Annotated in this window: 20 protein-coding genes and 1 pseudogene; 13 read left to right on the forward strand and 8 right to left on the reverse strand. The window is 70.1% G+C overall.

What is annotated here, in order from left to right; translation table 11 throughout:
* Positions 1 to 176 precede the first annotated feature (176 nt).
* Complete coding sequence (locus IE325_RS20070) at positions 177 to 1,841, reverse strand: subtype B tannase (protein WP_190071647.1); 1,665 nt, start codon at positions 1,839 to 1,841, stop codon at positions 177 to 179.
* A gap of 219 nt (positions 1,842 to 2,060) precedes the next feature.
* On the opposite strand from IE325_RS20070, the gene IE325_RS20075 reads away from it, so the two are divergent.
* The 6 genes from IE325_RS20075 (at position 2,061) to IE325_RS20100 (ending at position 5,221) form a co-directional block, all read left to right on the forward strand.
* Positions 2,061 to 2,507 (forward strand): DoxX family protein, encoded by a 447-nt coding sequence (locus tag IE325_RS20075; RefSeq protein ID WP_190071338.1) that lies wholly within the window; start codon positions 2,061 to 2,063, stop codon positions 2,505 to 2,507.
* A complete protein-coding gene (locus IE325_RS20080) occupies positions 2,507 to 2,911 on the forward strand; it encodes a Zn-ribbon domain-containing OB-fold protein (RefSeq protein WP_190071339.1) in 405 nt (134 codons plus the stop codon). The genes IE325_RS20075 and IE325_RS20080 overlap by 1 nt, the downstream gene beginning before the upstream one ends.
* A gap of 429 nt (positions 2,912 to 3,340) precedes the next feature.
* Positions 3,341 to 3,745: a hypothetical protein gene (locus IE325_RS20085; RefSeq protein WP_190071648.1), complete on the forward strand. Its 405-nt coding sequence runs from the start codon at positions 3,341 to 3,343 to the stop codon at positions 3,743 to 3,745.
* 96 nt (positions 3,746 to 3,841) lie between these two features.
* Positions 3,842 to 4,201, forward strand: coding sequence for a hypothetical protein (locus tag IE325_RS20090; RefSeq protein WP_190071340.1), 360 nt, complete (start codon positions 3,842 to 3,844; stop codon positions 4,199 to 4,201).
* Positions 4,198 to 4,713, forward strand: coding sequence for a DinB family protein (locus IE325_RS20095; RefSeq protein ID WP_190071341.1), 516 nt, complete (start codon positions 4,198 to 4,200; stop codon positions 4,711 to 4,713). Before IE325_RS20090 ends, IE325_RS20095 begins: the two co-directional genes overlap by 4 nt.
* A 19-nt stretch (positions 4,714 to 4,732) precedes the next feature.
* Positions 4,733 to 5,221 (forward strand): DUF5959 family protein, encoded by a 489-nt coding sequence (locus IE325_RS20100; protein ID WP_190071342.1) that lies wholly within the window; start codon positions 4,733 to 4,735, stop codon positions 5,219 to 5,221.
* A gap of 47 nt (positions 5,222 to 5,268) precedes the next feature.
* On the opposite strand, the pseudogene IE325_RS20105 reads toward IE325_RS20100, so the two are convergent.
* Positions 5,269 to 5,856 (reverse strand): annotated as a pseudogene (locus tag IE325_RS20105) (transposase); the annotation flags it as partial.
* Between the two features lie 28 nt (positions 5,857 to 5,884).
* On the opposite strand from IE325_RS20105, the gene IE325_RS20110 reads away from it, so the two are divergent.
* From IE325_RS20110 to IE325_RS20120, 3 genes are all read left to right on the forward strand, one after another.
* Positions 5,885 to 6,487 (forward strand): GNAT family N-acetyltransferase, encoded by a 603-nt coding sequence (locus IE325_RS20110; protein WP_190071343.1) that lies wholly within the window; start codon positions 5,885 to 5,887, stop codon positions 6,485 to 6,487.
* Between the two features lie 67 nt (positions 6,488 to 6,554).
* Positions 6,555 to 7,433 carry a GNAT family N-acetyltransferase gene (locus IE325_RS20115; RefSeq protein ID WP_190071344.1) on the forward strand — a complete coding sequence of 293 codons (879 nt, stop codon included), beginning with the start codon at positions 6,555 to 6,557 and terminating at the stop codon, positions 7,431 to 7,433.
* 174 nt (positions 7,434 to 7,607) lie between these two features.
* Entirely contained in the window at positions 7,608 to 9,161 is a 1,554-nt protein-coding gene (locus IE325_RS20120) for an alpha/beta fold hydrolase (protein ID WP_190071345.1), read from the forward strand.
* Positions 9,162 to 9,204: 43 nt separating this feature from the next.
* Here IE325_RS20120 and IE325_RS20125 read toward each other — a convergent pair whose 3' ends face one another.
* From IE325_RS20125 to IE325_RS20135, 3 genes are read right to left on the reverse strand one after another with little or no spacing between them, the layout of a single operon-like run.
* The gene (locus IE325_RS20125) at positions 9,205 to 9,861 is read right to left on the reverse strand and encodes a pyridoxine/pyridoxamine 5'-phosphate oxidase (RefSeq protein WP_190071346.1); all 657 of its coding nucleotides are present in this window, start codon (positions 9,859 to 9,861) and stop codon (positions 9,205 to 9,207) included.
* A gap of 27 nt (positions 9,862 to 9,888) precedes the next feature.
* Positions 9,889 to 10,314, reverse strand: a complete 426-nt coding sequence (locus IE325_RS20130; protein WP_190071347.1) for a pyridoxamine 5'-phosphate oxidase family protein — start codon at positions 10,312 to 10,314, stop codon at positions 9,889 to 9,891.
* A 34-nt stretch (positions 10,315 to 10,348) separates the two neighbouring features.
* Complete coding sequence (locus IE325_RS20135) at positions 10,349 to 11,518, reverse strand: thiolase C-terminal domain-containing protein (protein WP_190071348.1); 1,170 nt, start codon at positions 11,516 to 11,518, stop codon at positions 10,349 to 10,351.
* Between the two features lie 89 nt (positions 11,519 to 11,607).
* Between IE325_RS20135 and IE325_RS20140 the strand changes: the two genes are divergently transcribed.
* Both IE325_RS20140 and IE325_RS20145 read left to right on the forward strand, forming a co-directional pair.
* Positions 11,608 to 12,795, forward strand: a complete 1,188-nt coding sequence (locus IE325_RS20140; RefSeq protein WP_190071349.1) for an acyl-CoA dehydrogenase family protein — start codon at positions 11,608 to 11,610, stop codon at positions 12,793 to 12,795.
* Positions 12,792 to 13,268 (forward strand): nitroreductase/quinone reductase family protein, encoded by a 477-nt coding sequence (locus tag IE325_RS20145; protein ID WP_190071350.1) that lies wholly within the window; start codon positions 12,792 to 12,794, stop codon positions 13,266 to 13,268. Before IE325_RS20140 ends, IE325_RS20145 begins: the two co-directional genes overlap by 4 nt.
* A 26-nt stretch (positions 13,269 to 13,294) precedes the next feature.
* Here the strand turns inward: IE325_RS20145 and IE325_RS20150 are convergent, their stop codons facing one another.
* Positions 13,295 to 13,483: a hypothetical protein gene (locus tag IE325_RS20150; RefSeq protein WP_190071351.1), complete on the reverse strand. Its 189-nt coding sequence runs from the start codon at positions 13,481 to 13,483 to the stop codon at positions 13,295 to 13,297.
* A 108-nt stretch (positions 13,484 to 13,591) separates the two neighbouring features.
* Positions 13,592 to 14,212 (reverse strand): LysE family translocator, encoded by a 621-nt coding sequence (locus tag IE325_RS20155; protein WP_190071352.1) that lies wholly within the window; start codon positions 14,210 to 14,212, stop codon positions 13,592 to 13,594.
* A gap of 82 nt (positions 14,213 to 14,294) precedes the next feature.
* Here IE325_RS20155 and IE325_RS20160 point away from each other — a divergent pair, with 82 nt between their 5' ends.
* Positions 14,295 to 14,753 (forward strand): Lrp/AsnC family transcriptional regulator, encoded by a 459-nt coding sequence (locus IE325_RS20160; protein ID WP_190071353.1) that lies wholly within the window; start codon positions 14,295 to 14,297, stop codon positions 14,751 to 14,753.
* Between the two features lie 75 nt (positions 14,754 to 14,828).
* Here IE325_RS20160 and IE325_RS20165 read toward each other — a convergent pair whose 3' ends face one another.
* The gene (locus tag IE325_RS20165) at positions 14,829 to 15,464 is read right to left on the reverse strand and encodes a TetR family transcriptional regulator (protein WP_190071649.1); all 636 of its coding nucleotides are present in this window, start codon (positions 15,462 to 15,464) and stop codon (positions 14,829 to 14,831) included.
* A gap of 134 nt (positions 15,465 to 15,598) precedes the next feature.
* Here IE325_RS20165 and kbpA point away from each other — a divergent pair, with 134 nt between their 5' ends.
* Positions 15,599 to 16,357, forward strand: coding sequence for an AfsK-binding protein KbpA (kbpA, locus tag IE325_RS20170; RefSeq protein WP_190071354.1), 759 nt, complete (start codon positions 15,599 to 15,601; stop codon positions 16,355 to 16,357).
* The last annotated feature ends 205 nt before the right edge of the window (positions 16,358 to 16,562 follow it).

Here is a 16,562-nt window from a genome sequence, read left to right on the forward strand (position 1 = left end):
GGGCGGGTCCGGACATGGCGGGACCGTGTGCCCTCGCAGTCGGGCAGGGCCGGGGCCCGTCTGCCGGATATGGCACGACGCCGAGTCCCGCGTGTGTGGCGGGAACTCGGCGTCGTGCGGGCGGGGGCCGGAGTCATGACGGGAGACCGGTACCGCGCTCTCGGGCGGGCGCCCGGCTACTTGGCCTTCCCCGACCCCGCCCCCTTCCCCTTGTGGCCGCTGACCTTGGCGATCCACTTGATGAATTCGCCGGGGTCGGTGTTGGCGCCGTGGCCCTCGTCCCAGTAGTAGAGGTGGTCGACCTCGTCGCCGAGACCGTTCGCGGCGGCCGCGAGATTGGCGGAGACCGTGTGGGAGGTGTCCGAGTCCTTGGTGCCGAGGCGGATCCACCAGTGCTTGGTGCGTTGCGGGTTGGGCTTGTCCGTCAGGAAGGTCATCGGGTTCATCAGGCGCAGCGTCTCGGGGAGGTCGCTGTCGAGGCGGGCGCTGCCGCCGGATGCGTGGCGGAGGCTGTAGAGGGTGAAGTGGCGGGCCTGGGTGGTGCCCTTGCCGAAGAGGTTGTTCTCCCCGGCCGACAGGTCGAAGGCGTCGAAGGCGGGCGTCGACTTCTTGCGGGCGCCGATGTGGGTGAGGAAGTCCGCCCAGGAGAAGGACGCCTTGCCGCCGGACCAGGTGATGAAGGGGTTCGCGGTCAGATACGTGGTGCGGTCCGCGTCCGACAGGGCGGTCAGGTAGCGGGTGGCCGACGGCTCCATGTACTGCTTGACCAGGTACTCGTCGTAGTTGCGGGCGGTGAGGGTGCCGAAGCCGCCCAGGCCCTTCAGCCGCAGGGACGCCTGGTACTCGGCGAACTGCGACCGGAGGCCCTTCGACACCGTCTGGTCCACCTGGGAGCCGGAACTCATCGGGTTCGAGCCCCAGTTCCACTCATAGGCGCCGTCCGCGTGCTCCAGGTCGGTGATCGGGCACCACGCGCCGGTCGCGAAGATCGCGTCGCTCGCCTCCGCCGCACCGATCGCGCGGAGCGGCGTGTCGTACAGCGGGCTGTCGCCCGACGCGCCGAGCAGGGACGACAGTGCGCCGCCGGCGCTGGTGCCGGAGGAGACGATGCGGGCCACGTTGCCGGGTATACGGCCCTTGTTGAAGCGTACGTAGCGGACGGCGGCCTTGAGGTCGACGATCGCCGCCGGGGCCACGCCGTAGTACGTGCCGTCGGAGTCGACCAGCGTACGGCCGCGCGCGCCGGGCTCGACGACCACGTAACCGGCCGCCAGCGCCAGCTTCGGCAGACTGACCATCCCGCCCTGGGCGTTCACCATGCCGTTGCCGCCGGAGGCCACGTCACCGGAGCCGGAACCGGAGCCGGAACCGGAGCCGGAACCGGAGTCCGAGGCGCTCGCGGACGCCGACGCGCTCGGCGCTCCCCCGCCCGGCATCCCCGTCGTACTGCCGCCGCCCACCCCCGTCGCGTCCGCAACCGACGACGGCATATAGCCGCCCACCGAGTTGGCGAAGAGGATCGGGGCGTTCGTCGCGTCCACGGCCGTGCCGTCGATCTTGACCGGGACGCTGACGTTCAGGCTCTGGTACTTCTCGTCGACCGGCTTGGCGACGTAGGTGACGGCCTTGTAGAAGCGGTACTCGACCTCGTGGTCGGTGCCGTCCGCGTCGGTGATCGTCGTCGTCAGCGTCGAGTACGCGTCCGCGTCGAAGACCAGGGCGTCCGAGGACGAGGATCCCGAGGCGCTCGCCCCACCGCTCCCGCCCGGCTCGCTGGACGCCTGGGCCGTCAGGGCGATGCCGCCCGCCGCCGCGACCCCGGCGCCCGCCCCGATCCCGATGACCACGCTCCTGCGCCTGACTGCTGCCCTGTGCTTCACGACGTGTCTCTCCTCGGCTGCTGCGACTTCCCGAGCTTCCCGGGCTTTCTCGGTCCCTTGCGTCAGCGAACGTAATGACATGCCGACGAAATCGCCAACAATTCTGTTGGAGTCGGCCGGATTCATCGCGGACGCACAGGCTGTTGTCAGCCCTTCCTTATCTGACGTACCGTCAGATCCATGGACGCGATCTGGCTCACAGGTGCGGAATGGCTGGCCGTGCTCCGGATAGGCCTCGGGCTGTGGTGGCTGGAGAGCTGGCGGCACAAGGACAGGAAGACCTGGTCCGAGGGGGCGGGGATCGCATGGGCGGCGGACATCGCGGCGAAGCACCGCTGGAGCGCCGTACGGTCCGGCTTCGAGGCCGTCGTCACACCCCGGCCGCGGACCATGGCGTACGTCGTCCTCTACGCGGAACTGGCCCTCGGCCTCGGCCTCGTCCTCGGCTTCCTGACCCCCGTCGCCCTCGTCGGCGGACTGCTGCTCAACCTTCTCTACTTCGCCCTGATGATCCACGACTGGGCCGAGCAGGGGCAGAACTCGATGATGGCGCTGATCTCGGTCGTCGCGTTGTTCGGGATGTCCTGGCAGTCGTGGTCGGTGGACAGTGCGCTGGGGCTGTTCTGATGGGTCCGGCGGGGGAGCGGCGGTACGACGTCCCGGAGGCCGACGCCTTCACCCGTACGTACTGGGAGGCGGCGGCGGGGCGACGGCTGCTGATCCGCCGCTGCCGCGCCTGCGGGCGCGCTCACCACTACCCACGCGAGTTCTGCCCCCACTGCTGGAGCGAGGACGTCGACTGGGAGACCGCGAGCGGCCGGGCCACCCTCTACACCTGGTCCGTCGTCCACCGCAACGACCTGCCGCCCTTCGGGCAGCGGACGCCGTACGTCGCGGCCGTCGTCGATCTCGCCGAGGGGCCGCGGATGATGACCGAGGTGGTGGAGTGCGGGGACGCTGCGCGGCTGTCGGCCGGGATGGAGCTGGAGGTCGACTTTCGGGACGGGGTGCCGGTGTTCCGGTCCGTGTAGGTTCGCCCCGACGCGGGGGCGACGCGAGGCGATCGAGCCGCTGATCTGAACTCCCCAGCCGCGAAGGGCAGTTGTCAGTCCTGATCACTGGGCTCCGGGCCCATGACCTACATCTTCGATGTCTTCACCGACGCACGCAGTGGCACGACCCTCACCGGCAACGTCGAGTACCGCGATCCCGACAACTACGGCTTCACCTAGGGACCCGAATTCGGCCTGCAGCTCATCATGGATGCCTGCTGCTCGCCGCCTGCGGCGCTGTTCGAGTTGTACCTCGGCCCGAAGGTGCGTGTCGACGAGGAGAGCTATCTGCTGGAGGAGGGTTCCGCCCAGGTGCGCATGCCTCGCGTCAAGGCGGAGGAGTTCTACCAGGGGCAGCTCCAACGTCACGGCGGGCGTGGCTTCTCGGACGGCTTCGGTGACTGGGCCATGAAGCAATCGGTGGCGGAGTTGGCCGAGCCGTTCACCTTCGTGGTCGGCATAGACGGTGTGCTTCGGCTGGCGCCGCGACGAAGCGAGCACGTGGCCTGTGCCGGCGGAGACGTAGTGCTGAGTGCCGGAGAGATCAGCTTCATGTGTGAGGCGGACCGGTGGACCGTGAGCGAGGTCAGCAACCAGTCCACCGGGTACTGCCCGGACGTCACCTCCTGGTCGGAGGTCGCCCGCGCCCCGGACGCCGCAGAGCTCCGGCGGCCCTCCGGCTTCACCCACGAGGTGGTGTTCCGGCGGTGCCCGGACTGCCAGGAGCGCAACATCGTCCGCGAGGACGACTTCGTCTGCGTCTTCCGCGGCGGCGATCTGCCCGCGGCATGGAACGTGGATCCCGCCGCGTGACGGCCAGGAGTCACAGCTATGACCCAGCCGGATTGTCACTCCGCCATGCCATGCTGCCCCCGGCTGACCAGGACACCCGGCAGGCAGGAGGCAACGATGCGGGCGACTTTCTGTCGCGTGGAGGCGGAGAACGGCGAAGGCTATGAGGACCCCTCCGAAGACTGCCTGTTTGAACTGATCAGCGATCTGAACGACGCCGACAACACCTTCATCCTGGTCCAGCCTGACGAAGACGATCCCCCGTGGTTCGCCTCCGTAGCGGTCCTGGAAGAAGGCGGCTTCGAGATCGTCCGCCGTGACACCACCCACCGAGAACACACAGTGCACACGACCCACGACATCGGCCGGATCGCAAGCGATCTCACCATCTGGCTAGCCGCCCGCACCTACCCCGACGGTGCTTCCGATCAATTGGTTCGACACCCGTTCCGGCCCGCGGGAGACTCCTCGCGATGACTCAACGAACCGACACGCCTCCCACGTGGGACGAGCGTACGCAGCTGGTCACCTTCCTGGACTACGCCCGGGACACCGCGCGAGCCAAGTGTGAGGGTGTGTCCGCCGAAGGCGCTTGCAAGGCCCCGCTCCCGAGTTCACCGCTGATGACGTTGTGCGGGCTGATCAGCCATCTGCGTTGGGTCGAGTACTACTGGTTCCAAGTGATATTTCTGGGCGAGGAGCTCGCGGGGCCGCTCACCGAGGCGACCGACGATGATCCCGACCCTGAGATGCGCACAGCAGTCGACATCCCTTTGCCCCAGCTTCTCGCCGAGTACCAGGAGCAGAGCGCCCGCTACCGTCGCCTGGTGTCAGACCACGACCTGAACTCAGCGGCCAAGCGTTCCATCAGCGACGGCCGCCACGTCGACCTCCGGTGGGTGATCCTCCACCTCATTGAGGAGACGTCCCGCCACAACGGCCACCTCGATGTCGTGCGTGAGCTCGTCGACGGGCGGACCGGCGCCTGAGAACTCCTGACAAAATGAGATGAAGGATGCCCTCAGGTCGGGCGAGGATCGCTCAGTCCTCGCCGACGAAAGGGCAGCTATGGGCGACAGTCCCCCGAGGGAGCTCATCTCGCTCGCTGATGACGAGGGCAACAGCGTCTCGGTCAACGTTCTGGGACGTAGTCCCAGGTGGACCGCCGGGCTCGACGCGGAGATCGTCGTCAAGACGCCCTTCGTGTCCGGACGTATCGACCTGGCGTTGTACGTTGCGAGGTTGGAGAGCTGGGCCAACGCACTGGACCGTCTTGACACTGGCGAAGACGTGGCCTGGATGGAGTTGAGTAGCGGGCCGTCCATCTTCATCCAGCTCACCGGCGAGCGCGACTGCCCGGAGGTGGTCGTGGAGGACGAGTCCGGGTCCATGGTCACCGTGCGGGTCCCGCTCGTCCCGCCGGACGACTGGATTGCTGACCACCGCCAGCGTCTGCGCCAGGTGATGGATCACTGGGTTCCGATGCTGTCAGGGTAGGGAGACAAGTCGCCGCCGGCAGATGAGGGCGCATCCGAGGGTCACCAGTGCAGGTGGGCGAACGCACGCTCCACGGCCCAGCGTTGGGTGCCCAGTCCCGAGCCGTGCTCGGTGCCCCGGCGGGCGATCACCGGCTTCACGCCGTGGGCCCAGACGAGGCGGCGGCACTTGTCGTGGCCGTAGCCGCGGTCACCGAGCACGATGTCCGGGCGACACCGGCGCCGGCCACGCCTGCCGCGCACCGGCGGCACGGCTTCGAGGAGCGGGATGAGCTGGGTGACGTCGTTGCGGTTGCCGGAGCCGTCGGCCACCGCCCGAGAGAAGTCCAGGACGTTCGCGCCGCGCAGCTTCGCCAGGAGTACCTGGTGCAGCCGCGGCCACGCTCCGGCCTCGGTCCAGTCGGCCAGGCGGCGCCAGCAGGTCATGCCCGAACCGAAGCCGAGCTCCTGCGGCAGGTGTTCCCACGCAATCCCGGTATGCAGCACGAACAGGATGCCCTGGAACACCGGCCGGTCCGGATGCCGCTTCCTTCCTGGATGCCGAGCCCGCCGTTCAACCGTGGGCAGCAGCGGCTCAGCCACCGCCCACAACTCGTCATCCACATCCCACCTCGTTAGGAGTTCTAGGTGGGCCAAGGTGATCGTTCGGGGTTTCAATGAGTGGATGACGATCGTCGGCGGACACCATCAATCCGGCTCCCCCATCCTCCACGGTCACGGCCTGCGCCTACGGCCCTGGGACGCGAGTTCCGAGGCTGACCTGGAGGTGTGGTTCCGGGGGCGTACCGACCCGGAGTTCCGGCGTTGGAACACCCCGTTGAAGATCACCACCGACCTCGACAGCGCCCGCGACTCCCTGCGTGCCGTGGTCGGGAAAACGGCGGGCGGTGCCTCGGCGGCGTACTGCGTCACCGACGCCTCGACCGGCGCGCCCCTCGGGCACATCGGCGTCGATGTGACCAACCCGGTCATGAGGTGCGGCCGTGTCGGCTACTGGGTGCTCCCCGAGGCCCGGGGCCAACGGGTCGCCACCCGTGCGCTAGGCATCGTCGCCCGCTGGGCCCTCACCGAACAGGGCCTGGGCCTGCATCGCCTCGAACTCGGCCACCCCGTCGGGCACGACGCCTCCTGCCGTGTCGCCGAGCGGTGCGGCTTCCGCCACGAGGGGACCCTGCGGGGTGCGACGTGGGAGGCGGAGCGGCATGACGCGTACCGGGACGCGCATCTGCACGCGCGGCTGGCGACCGATCCGGACGTCGACCCCTAGGTCCACGAACCCACGAACCCATCCCCCCGGTGCCCCCAACCCCCTCCCGTTCGAGGGATCATGAGACATGCGCCCGGACGACTGGTACTCCACCCAGGACCTCACCGGTTTCCTCTCCCACGCCGGTGGCTTTCTGCGCTCGCGCCCCGATCTGCATACCGTCGCTCTGACGGTGACCGAGACGCTGCGCACGGATGGGACGCGGGCGTACGGGGGTGAGGCGCCCGTGTTCGGGGCGTTGGAGCTGGGCGGGCAGGTGCGGGCCGCCTATTTCCGTACTCCGCCCTTTCGGCTGACCGTCACCCCGCTCACCCCGGACGAGGCCGATGCCCTCGCCGCCCACCTCGTCGCCCTCGGCCATCGGCTCCCCGGTGTCATCGCGGCCCGCGAGACCGCCGAGGCCTTCGCCGCCGCGTGGTACCGGCGAACGGGTGTCCGAGGCACGATCGGGCAGCGTCAACGGCTGTACCGGCTGGGCAATCTGACCGTCCCGCAGCCCGTTCCGCCGGGGCGGGCGAGGGTCGCGGGCAAGGGAGATCGGGAGCAACTCATCCGCTGGTACGGCGAGTTCATCGAGGCCGTCGGCGATCACGCCGCCCGTGACGCCGCCGCATGGGCCGACTCGCGTATCGCCTATGGAGGCGTCACCTTCTGGGAGGGCGAGGACGGCAGCCCGGTCGCCATGGCCGGCGTGACCCCCGTGGTCGCGGGGCAGGTCCGCGTCGCCCCCGTCTACACCCCGGCCCACCTGCGCGGCCGCGGCTACGCAGGTGCGGTCACGGCGGCGGTCAGCCGGGGCGTGCTCGCCTCCGGGATCCGTGAGGTGCTGCTCTTCACCGATCTGGCCAACCCGACGAGCAACAGCCTCTACCAGAGGATCGGGTACCGGGCGGTGGCGGACTTCGCCGCGTACGACTTCCGGGGGCCGAAGGCCACGGGCCGGTAGCCCTCTCTAGCAGGACGGTGTGGAGGCGCTGCTGGTTGTGCGACTTGGGGACCATCCGCCATGTCCCCGTCCATCCAGGGATGGAGCACATCCCGTCTCCCTGATGGATTCACTCAACTCCCGTGCACGGCAGGGTTGGTGCGTCCCATAGGCCACCACCCAAGGACCCCCCACGTGCGAAGCAGTCGAATAGCTACTGTCCTGGCGGCCAGTGTCGTCGCCACCCTGGTCCCCGCGCTCGCACCGGCCACCGCCTCCGCCGCGGCGAACCCTCTCGACCAGTACCTGAAGCAGAAGCCCGCCTGGCACCGCTGCGACAGAGAGATGCCGGCGTCCTTCCAGTGCGCCACCATCAAGGTGCCCCTCGACTACCGCCGCCCCGACGGCAAGAAGCTCGACCTCGCGATATCGAGGATCAAGGCCACCAGCACGAGCGAGCGCCGCGGAGTGCTGCTGCTCAACCCCGGCGGCCCCGGTGGGCCCGGACTCGACATGCCGCTCATGATGGCGACCGAGCTGCCCAAGAGCGTGAAGGCCAAGTACGACCTCATCGGCTTCGACCCGCGAGGCATCGGCACGTCATCCCCCGTCGGCTGCGGTCTCACCGACGACGACCAGCAGTGGGAACAGGGCTACACGGACAAGACGTTCGCCGAGGACGTGAAGCGCGCCCGCACCGTCGCCGAGAAGTGCGACGCCAAGCAGGGCGCCAAGCTGCCCCACATCACCAGCCGCAACACGGTCCGCGACATGGACGTCATCCGGGCCGTGCTCGGCGAGAAGAAGATCTCCTACCTCGGGTACTCGTACGGCACCTACCTCGGCGCCCTCTACACCCAGATGTTCCCCCGCCGCTCCGACCGCATCATCCTCGACAGCGCAGTCGACCCGGCCCGCGCCTGGCGCGGCATGATCCAGATCTGGGCCGAGGGCACCGAGCCCGCCTTCAAGCGGTGGACCGAGTGGACCGCCGAGCGCAACTCCACGTACAAGCTGGGCAAGACCCCCGAGGCGGTCCGCAAGACCTTCTACGACCTGGTCGCCCAGGCCGACAAGAAGCCGATCGACCTCGACGGCACGCTGCTCAACGGCGAGGCCATCCGCGCGGGCAGCCGCGCCACGTTCTTCAGCGTGCGCGACGCCGCCGAGTCGATCGTCGAGCTGAAGAAGGCGGCGGAGGGCAGGCCTACGGCCGGGGAGCGGGGGGAGCGGAAGGACAGCACACCCACTCCCGTACCGCCGTCGTTCGCCGCTGCCGTTCCCGACGACAACGGCACCGCCGGCTTCTGGTCCGTCGTCTGCGCCGACACCCGCAACTGGCCCCGCGACATCGAGCAGTACCGCAGCGACGCCATCAACAACAAGGCCAAGTACCCGCTGTACGGCGACATCGGCTCCAACATCACGCCGTGCGCCTTCTGGAAGAAGGGCAGCGAGCCCGCCACCACCGTCAACAACAAGGTCGGCGCGCTCATCCTCCAGAACGAGTGGGACTCCCAGACCCCGTTCGCCAGCGGCCAGGGCATGCGGCGGGCCATGAAGGGCGCGAAGATGGTCACCGTGGTCGGGGGTGTCGGGCACGGCATCTATGGCACCAAGTCCTGTGCGGACAAGACGGCGACGACGTATCTGACGACCGGGAAGCTGCCGGTGCGGGATGTCACCTGCAAGGCGGCGCCGGCCGCGCGTGAGCGGGTCAACCCGCTCCCGCTGCCGACGCTGCGATAGGCCGTAGTCCGGCTGCGGGCGCGTCGAGAGAAGGCCAGGCCCCTCACGGCCACAGCAGTTCCTTCCTCCACCCCGTCTCCGTACGGCGATACACCAGTCGTACGTGACGCCTCGCCGCGTCTCCCTGGAAGAACTCGACCTCCTCCGGGCGCAGGCGGTACAGCGTCCAGGACGGGACCGGGGCCTCCGGTTCGCGCTGGGCCCGTTCCCAGGCCGACTGCGATGCTCGGGCCAACTCCTCCAGGGAGCCGAGGAGTTCGCTCTGGCGTCCGGTCAGGGCCGCCGCCAGGGCGCCCGTCGAGCGGGCGTGCAGGTCGGCCTGGGACTCGGTGGACGGGGCCGCCGTGACCGGACCGCGTACCCGCACCTGTCGGCCCTGGGCCGGCCAGTAGAAGCCCAGCGCGGCGTACGGGCGGGCGGCGAGTTGGCGGCCCTTGGCGCTGCCCGCGTGCGTCGCGAAGGACCAGCCGGACGTGTCGGCGCCGTGCAGCATCACGGTCCGCACGTCCGGCAGGCCCTCCTCGTCCGCCGTCGCCAGTGACATCGTGTGCGGCTCCACCTGCCCGGCCGCCACCGCCTCGGCGAACCAGGCCGTGAAGAGGGCCAGCGGGTCGGCTGGGGCGGCCGACGGGTCGAAGGCGGGCAGCTCGACGTCCCAGACGCGCAGCGACCTCAGCAGGTCATGAAGATCCGTTCCCATGCCCCGATTGTCACGTGCGGCGGCGGCTCACACCTGACCGAGGTCCGATGACACCCACCGCTCGGGGCGCATATGGACCACCACCTGCTCGCCGTGGTTCTTCCAGGCGAAGTCGACATAGCCGTCGACCTTGTCGGCGGGGAGGTAGCGGGCCGAGACCTCCCGGAGCTGTTCGATCGTGGCGGGCGTCGTGCTGACGACCGGGCCCTCGACCGACACGTACCGGATGGTGGGTTCGAGCCGGTCGACCATCAGGGAGAAGCGGCCCGCCGGCTGGATCAGCCGGTTCTTGCGGGAGTCCAGTCCCGTCATGATCCATACGTCGCCGCCGGGTTCGTACTGGTACCAGATCGGCACGGTCAGCGGTGCGCGCCCCGCGCCCGCGTCGACGGCCAGCGCGGCGATATGGGGTTCGGCCAGGAACTCTTCTCGCTCTTCGCGGGTCAGTGCCATGCCTGTTCCTCCCGGTCGGGTCGATGATCGTGTCTCAGTCCCTCCCCAGTACCAACGTCCCCGACGAGCAGAACCATCCCCCGGTGGCCGAAGCCACCCCGAGCCGCGGCAGCTCCCCCCGCTCCCGGACCTGGCGCTCCCCGCCCTCCCCGCGCAGCTGCCGCACCGCCTCCACCAGCAGGAACAGCCCTCGCATTCCGGGATGCTGGGCGGAGAGCCCGCCCCCGTCCGTGTTCACCGGCAGCTCACCGCCCCGCACCAGCAGCCGCCCCTTCTCCACGAACGCCCCGCCCTCGCCCTTCCCGCAGAAGCCGAGGTCCTCAAGGGTCACCAGGGTCATGTACGTGAACGCGTCGTAGATCTCCGCGAAGTCGATCTCCTCGGGCCGCACCCCGGCCCGCTCGAAGGCGAGCCGCCCGCTGACCGCCGCCGGACCGGTCGTGAAGTCGGGCCACTCGGACATCGCCGCGTGCGAGACATGCTCCCCGGTGCCGAGGACCCACACGGGTGCCGTACGGCAGTCCCGTACGAACTCCTCGCCGGCCAGCAGCACCGCCGCGCCGCCGTCGGAGCGGATGCAGCAGTGCAGCTTGGTGAAGGGATCGGCGATCATCGGGCCGGACAGGACGTCGTCCACGGTGATCGGATCGCGGAACATGGCATCCGGGTTCAGGGCGGCGTTCGCCCGCGCCTGCACCGCCACCTCCGCCAACTGCTCGATGGTCGTGCCGTGTTCGAGCATGTGACGGCGGGCCGCCATGGCGTACTTGGCGATCAGGGTGTGGCCGTAGGGGACCTCGAACTGCAAGGGGCCCCGGGAGCCGAAGGACAGGTTGCCGGTGCGGCGTCCTGCCTTGATGTCGGCCCTGGCCGTGGAGCCGTAGACCAGCAGCACCGCCTTCGCATGCCCCGCGGCTATCGCGTCCGCCGCGTGGGCCGCCATGACCTCCCAGGTCGAACCGCCGACCGACGTCGAGTCGACCCAGGTCGGACGCAGGCCCAGATACTCGGCCACCTCGACCGGCGCGAGCGTGCCGAGCCCGGCGGACGCGAAGCCGTCCACCACCTCACGGCCGAGCCCCGAGTCGGCCAGCGCACGCCGGGCCGCCTGGGCGTGCAGGGCGTACGGTGTCGCGTCGTCCACCCGGCCGCAGTCGGAGAGGGCCACTCCGACGACGGCGACTTTCCTGCTCCCGGCAGTCATGAGAGGCCTCCAACCCCTGTGCATCTCGCTATGACCCTCCTAATATGACGGCCCGTCAGATCAGAGGGGAAGAGCCGGAGGGCAGACCCATGGACGCCAGCTTCACCCCCGAGCAGGACGAGATCCGCCGCACCCTGCGCGAGCTGCTGCACAGCCGCTGCGGGCCCCGTGAGCTGCGCGCGGCCGTCGACACCCCCGCCGGACACGACCCCGCCCTGTGGACCGCCCTCGCCGAACAGCTCGGCCTGCCCGGGCTCGCCCTTCCCGAGGCGTACGGCGGTGTCGGCTGCTCGGCGACCGAACTCGCCCTGGCCTGCGAGGAGACGGGCCGCGCGCTGGCCCCCACCCCGCTGCTGGCCACCGCCGTCCTCGCCGCCCCGCTGATCACCGCGCTCGGCACCGACACCCAGCGCGCCGAACTGCTGCCCCGCCTCGCCTCCGGCGCCCTCACCGCCACCCTCGCCGTCCCCGGCACCGCCCTCGCCGCCGCCCTCGCCCTCACCGGCACGGGCGACGGCGACTGGGCCGGCGGCGGACGCGCCGGGGGCGTGCAGGCACGCCGGGCCGGGGGCGGCTGGCGGCTGTACGGTCAGGTCGACCAGGTCCTTGACGGGCACAGCGCCGGGCTGCTGGTGGTCGCCGCGCACGCCGGGGGGTTCGCACGGTCGCGGACGCTGCTGTTCCTGGTGCCGGGGGACGCCGCCGGGGTCGTACGGGTACGGCAGACCGCACTCGACGCCACCCGGCCGCAGGGGCGGGTCCAACTCCGGGATGTGGAGGCCGAGTTGCTGGGGCAGGAGGACACTGATGTGCTGGGCGCGCTCGCGCGGGCGGGGGATCTGGCCGCGGCCGTCCTCGCCTGTGAGGCGGTAGGGGCGGCGGACCGGGTACTGGAGCGGACGGTGGAGTACGTCCGGCAGCGGGAGCAGTTCGGGCGGGCGATCGGGTCGTTTCAGGCGGTGAAGCACCGGCTGGCGGATGTGTATGTGGGGGTGGAGGCGGCACGCTCGGCGGCGTACTACGCGGCGTGGGCCCAGTCCGGCACGACCCCGCCCGCATCGCGCCTCGCGCTCGCCCAGGCCCTCGAAGGGCTCCGTATCGCCTCAGGCGAAGCCGTCCAGCTGCACGGCGGCATCGGTTTCACCTGGGAACACGAGGCGCATCTGTACTTCAAGCGGGCCGCCGGCGACGAGCTGCTGTTCGGGCCGGTGCACCGGCTGCGGGCGTACGCGGCCGACGCGGCGCGGCTCTTCACCGGGGAAGAGGTGACGGTGTGATCGGCGAGCGGGCGGTACAGCGGATTTCGTCGACGCGGGGCTTCGCCAAGGTCGCCCCGCATGTGATCCCGGCCCTCGACCGGGCCGTCCACCGGCTCACTCGGGGCAAGGTCCTGCTCAGCGCGCAGATGCTGCCTGGCGTGATCCTGACCTCGACCGGCGCGAAGAGCGGCCTGGCCCGGCGTTCGCCGCTGGCCTGTATGCCCGAGGAGGGCGGGCGGAGCTGGATCCTCATCGGCTCCAACTTCGGCCGGACCGGCCACCCCGCCTGGACCCACAACCTTCTCGCCCAGCCCGACGCCGAGATCAGCTGGAAGGGCCGCGACATCCCCGTCACGGCCCGCCTGCTGGAGGGCGATGAGCGGGCGGCCGTATGGCAGAAGCTGCTGGTGTTCTGGCCGCCGTACGCGACGTATCAGGCGAGGGTGGAGCGGGAGATCCGGGTGTTCCGGCTGACGCGCGTGGAGCACTGAGGCGTGATCTCCCGCTCCCCTGCTCGCTACGGAGCGAGGCAGCCGACGCCGGGAATTTCCGCGGGCACGCCGGGCGCGCTGGGATCGACCAGGCCGGTGACGTCTGAAGCAAGGCAGGTGACGAGCGCGGCCGGATCCACAACCGCGCTCGCCGGCGCGGCAGCGAAGCCGAAGAACGTGAGAACTCCCAGGAAGACGACGGCAAGACGACGCATTGAATTCCCCTGACTTGACGGGCTGTTGTGTCGCCGCCGACCTGCCCACCAGTGAGTCGCCGCACGCCCCTTGTCCCCCATACAGGTGACGGGGTCGCCGCCCGGCCGCTACAGCGTCGCCAGCCGCTGTACCAGCAGAAACGCGCCGATCCCCAGCATCGCCGCCCCCGAGGTACGGGTGACCGCGCGGGCCGCCGCCGGGCGGGCGCCGAGGACGGCTCGGGCGCCGAGGCCCACCGTGAGGTAGACCGCGGCGCAGCACGCCATGTGGAGCAGGCCGAGGGCGGCGGTCTGCGCGGGGACCGGCAGATGGTCGCCCTTCGTCAGCAGGAACTGGGGGAGGACGGACAGGTACAGCAGCAGGCCCTTGGGGTTCATGCCGCTGATCGTGGCGCCGCGGAGGAAGACGCGGGCGTTGCCCGCCGCGACGCTCTCCCCGGCCCCCGGTGTGCCGGGCCGCCGCAGCACACTCCAGCCCAGCCACACCAGATACGCCGCCCCGGCCACCGTCAGCGCCGTGAGCAGTGCGGGCGATCCGGCGACCAGGACGGCGAGGCCCGCCGCCGCCAGGACGGTGTGCAGGGCGTAGCCGCCGACCAGGCCGCCGACGGCCGCGGCGACCGAGCCGCCGCGCAGCCCGGCGGAGATCGCGTACGCCCAGTCGGCGCCCGGTACGCAGACCAGGAGGAGGTCGACGGCGAGGAAGGAGATGAGGGTGCCCGAGTCCATGGTGGGGACATTAGGCGTGAATGGCCCGAAAGTGTTCCCGTAGTTTGCTCATGATCGCTGGATGTGAGGGAAAATCTGTCCCATGGACGACGTGGACAGACAGATTCTTGCCGAGCTTCAGCAGGACGGCCGGCTGACCGTGACCGAGCTGGCCGCGCGGGTGCGGCTGAGCGTCTCGCCGTGCCACCGGCGGCTGCGGGAGCTGGAGCGGGCCGGAGCGATCAGCGGGTACCGGGCCGTCGTGGACCCGGGTGCCGTCGGGCTGACCTTCGAGGCGCTGGTCTTCGTCTCCATGCGGCAGGAGGACCGGGACACGGTCGCCGAGTTCGAGAGCGCGCTGGCCGGCATCCCGCATGTGGTGGAGGCGCAGCGGCTCTTCGGGGAGCCCGACTATCTGCTGCGGGTCGTCGCCACCGACCTCGCCGCCTATCAGCGGCTGTACGACGACCGGCTGGCCACCCTTCCGGGGGTGCAGCGGCTGACGTCGACGCTGGTGATGAAGCACGTCGTGCAGGACCGGCCGCTGCCCGCCCAGGGCTGAACGTGCGCAGGCGGTGGCCCACCCGGGTGAACCACCGCCTGCCAGACAGGACTTGGGGCGTAAGGAGGAAGCGCGCTACTTCGTCGGCTTCTTGCCGGTCACTCCCAGGTGCACCAACAGCGCCAGATTCGGCTTCAGTTCAGCCTGCTTGACGCCCCACGTCTGGAAACCCTTCTGGTGCGAGGCCACCGCCGCGAGCATCGCGACGATCGAACCCGCGACCGCGGCCGGGTTCACGTCCTTGTCGACCTTGCCCTTGGCCTGCAGCTGAGTGACCGCCTCCGCCAGGGAGTTGTTCACGGAGTTCAGGATCTTCATACGGATCTTGTAGAACCGTTTGTCGCCCTCGGACGCGCCGAGATCGACGACCCTGAGGATCGCGTCATTGCGGCGCCAGAAGTCCAGGAACCCGTCCACGAGTTCCTGAGCGGTCTGCCAGCCCGCCTTGCCCACCCAGCTACGGCCCTCGACGAGCTCGGTCAAACCGGCTCCCTCGGTGGCCATTTGCTCGGCGATCTCCAGGACGGCGCCCTCGACGTCCGGGAAGTACTGGTAGAAGGTCGCGGGTGAAGTCCCCGCCTTCCGGGCGACATCGATGACTTTGACGTCCCGGTAAGGGGAGGAGCTGAGCATCTCGCTGAGGCAGTCGAGCAGCTTCTGCCGGGTCGCCTGCCCACGCCGACCGGCCACACGGCCGTCGACGGTACGCACTTGTCCTGTCATGTCGTCAGCTTACCGAGGCGTGATCGGGGCGCGATTCGGCCGACTGCAAATGGGGTGCACGGGATGCGCGAGGCGGGTGTGCCTGGTCTGCGGGGTGCGGAAGAGGCCGTTACTTTTGCCGCATGGCCGAAAACAGGGCATCCGCGAACGGAACGGGATACACGGAGGGCGTCCCGTGCTGGGTCGACGCCCAGCTTTCCGACGTGGCGGCGGGCAGGCGGTTCTACGGCGAGGTCTTCGGGTGGGACTTCGAGGAGGCCTACGACTCCACCGTGTGGGCCCGGCTGAAGGGCGAGCGGGTCGCCGCGCTGGCCCGCAAGACGGACGGACGGCTGCCCTCCGTATGGACGGTGTACTTCGCCACCCCGGACGCCCGGGCGCTGGCGGAGCGGATCCGCGGGGCGGGCGGGCAGGTCGTCGTCCCGCCGGTGCCGATCGGGCCCGGGCTGGGCGACGCCGCGCTGGTCACCGATCCCGAGGGCGCCGTCTTCGCGCTCTGGCAGGCGGGCAGCCACCCCGGCTTCGGCCGGCGGCACGAGATCGGCACCTTCGCCTGGGCGCAGCTCTACGCCCGGGACACCGAGGCCGCCAACGCCTTCTACGGCGGGCTCTTCGAGGACGCCCTGTTCGGTCCGGACGCGAAGCCCGACTTCGGCCGTGCGGCCGTCTCCGAGGTCTTCTCCGAGATGATGCCGCCCCATTTCGTGGTCCACTTCCGGGTGGCGTCCTGCGAGGAGGCCCTCGGCACGGTGAACCGGCTCGGCGGCCGGGTGCAGGTGCCGCCCTTCGAAACGTCGTACGGCACGGTCGCCGTGGTCAGCGACGATCAGGGGGCGTCCTTCGCGGTTCTGGAGCGCCGGGCGGAACCCGTGGAACCCTGACCGCACTCTTACCTTCGGCGTCCCACCATGCGAACCGGCGCTTCCCGCGACCGCCGGAGTGTGCTTTTGTCCCAAGACACCCCGTTCCGCCCTCGGGTTCGCAACCACGCCCTCGGACAGGAAGAATCGGGGTGTGTGCCGCCAAGGCGGTGGCGGTGGTGAGACGCTGCACGGGGTCGCGTACATATGTGGGTGGACGGGGCCC

It is taken from the genome of Streptomyces lanatus, assembly GCF_014655715.1.
Lineage (GTDB): Bacteria > Actinomycetota > Actinomycetes > Streptomycetales > Streptomycetaceae > Streptomyces > Streptomyces lanatus.

Bases quoted from the DNA above. Each gene is read 5' to 3' on its own strand.
- IE325_RS20075 (WP_190071338.1), top strand. From the start codon at position 2,061: ATGGACGCGATCTGGCTCACAGGTGCGGAATGGCTGGCCGTGCTCCGG.
- IE325_RS20080 (WP_190071339.1), top strand. From the start codon at position 2,507: ATGGGTCCGGCGGGGGAGCGGCGGTACGACGTCCCGGAGGCCGACGCC.
- IE325_RS20085 (WP_190071648.1), top strand. From the start codon at position 3,341: ATGAAGCAATCGGTGGCGGAGTTGGCCGAGCCGTTCACCTTCGTGGTC.
- IE325_RS20090 (WP_190071340.1), top strand. From the start codon at position 3,842: ATGCGGGCGACTTTCTGTCGCGTGGAGGCGGAGAACGGCGAAGGCTAT.
- IE325_RS20095 (WP_190071341.1), top strand. From the start codon at position 4,198: ATGACTCAACGAACCGACACGCCTCCCACGTGGGACGAGCGTACGCAG.
- IE325_RS20100 (WP_190071342.1), top strand. From the start codon at position 4,733: ATGAAGGATGCCCTCAGGTCGGGCGAGGATCGCTCAGTCCTCGCCGAC.
- IE325_RS20110 (WP_190071343.1), top strand. From the start codon at position 5,885: ATGACGATCGTCGGCGGACACCATCAATCCGGCTCCCCCATCCTCCAC.
- IE325_RS20115 (WP_190071344.1), top strand. From the start codon at position 6,555: ATGCGCCCGGACGACTGGTACTCCACCCAGGACCTCACCGGTTTCCTC.
- IE325_RS20125 (WP_190071346.1), bottom strand. From the start codon at position 9,861: ATGGGAACGGATCTTCATGACCTGCTGAGGTCGCTGCGCGTCTGGGAC.
- IE325_RS20130 (WP_190071347.1), bottom strand. From the start codon at position 10,314: ATGGCACTGACCCGCGAAGAGCGAGAAGAGTTCCTGGCCGAACCCCAT.
- IE325_RS20135 (WP_190071348.1), bottom strand. From the start codon at position 11,518: ATGACTGCCGGGAGCAGGAAAGTCGCCGTCGTCGGAGTGGCCCTCTCC.
- IE325_RS20140 (WP_190071349.1), top strand. From the start codon at position 11,608: ATGGACGCCAGCTTCACCCCCGAGCAGGACGAGATCCGCCGCACCCTG.
- IE325_RS20150 (WP_190071351.1), bottom strand. From the start codon at position 13,483: ATGCGTCGTCTTGCCGTCGTCTTCCTGGGAGTTCTCACGTTCTTCGGC.
- IE325_RS20155 (WP_190071352.1), bottom strand. From the start codon at position 14,212: ATGGACTCGGGCACCCTCATCTCCTTCCTCGCCGTCGACCTCCTCCTG.
- IE325_RS20160 (WP_190071353.1), top strand. From the start codon at position 14,295: ATGGACGACGTGGACAGACAGATTCTTGCCGAGCTTCAGCAGGACGGC.
- kbpA (WP_190071354.1), top strand. From the start codon at position 15,599: ATGGCCGAAAACAGGGCATCCGCGAACGGAACGGGATACACGGAGGGC.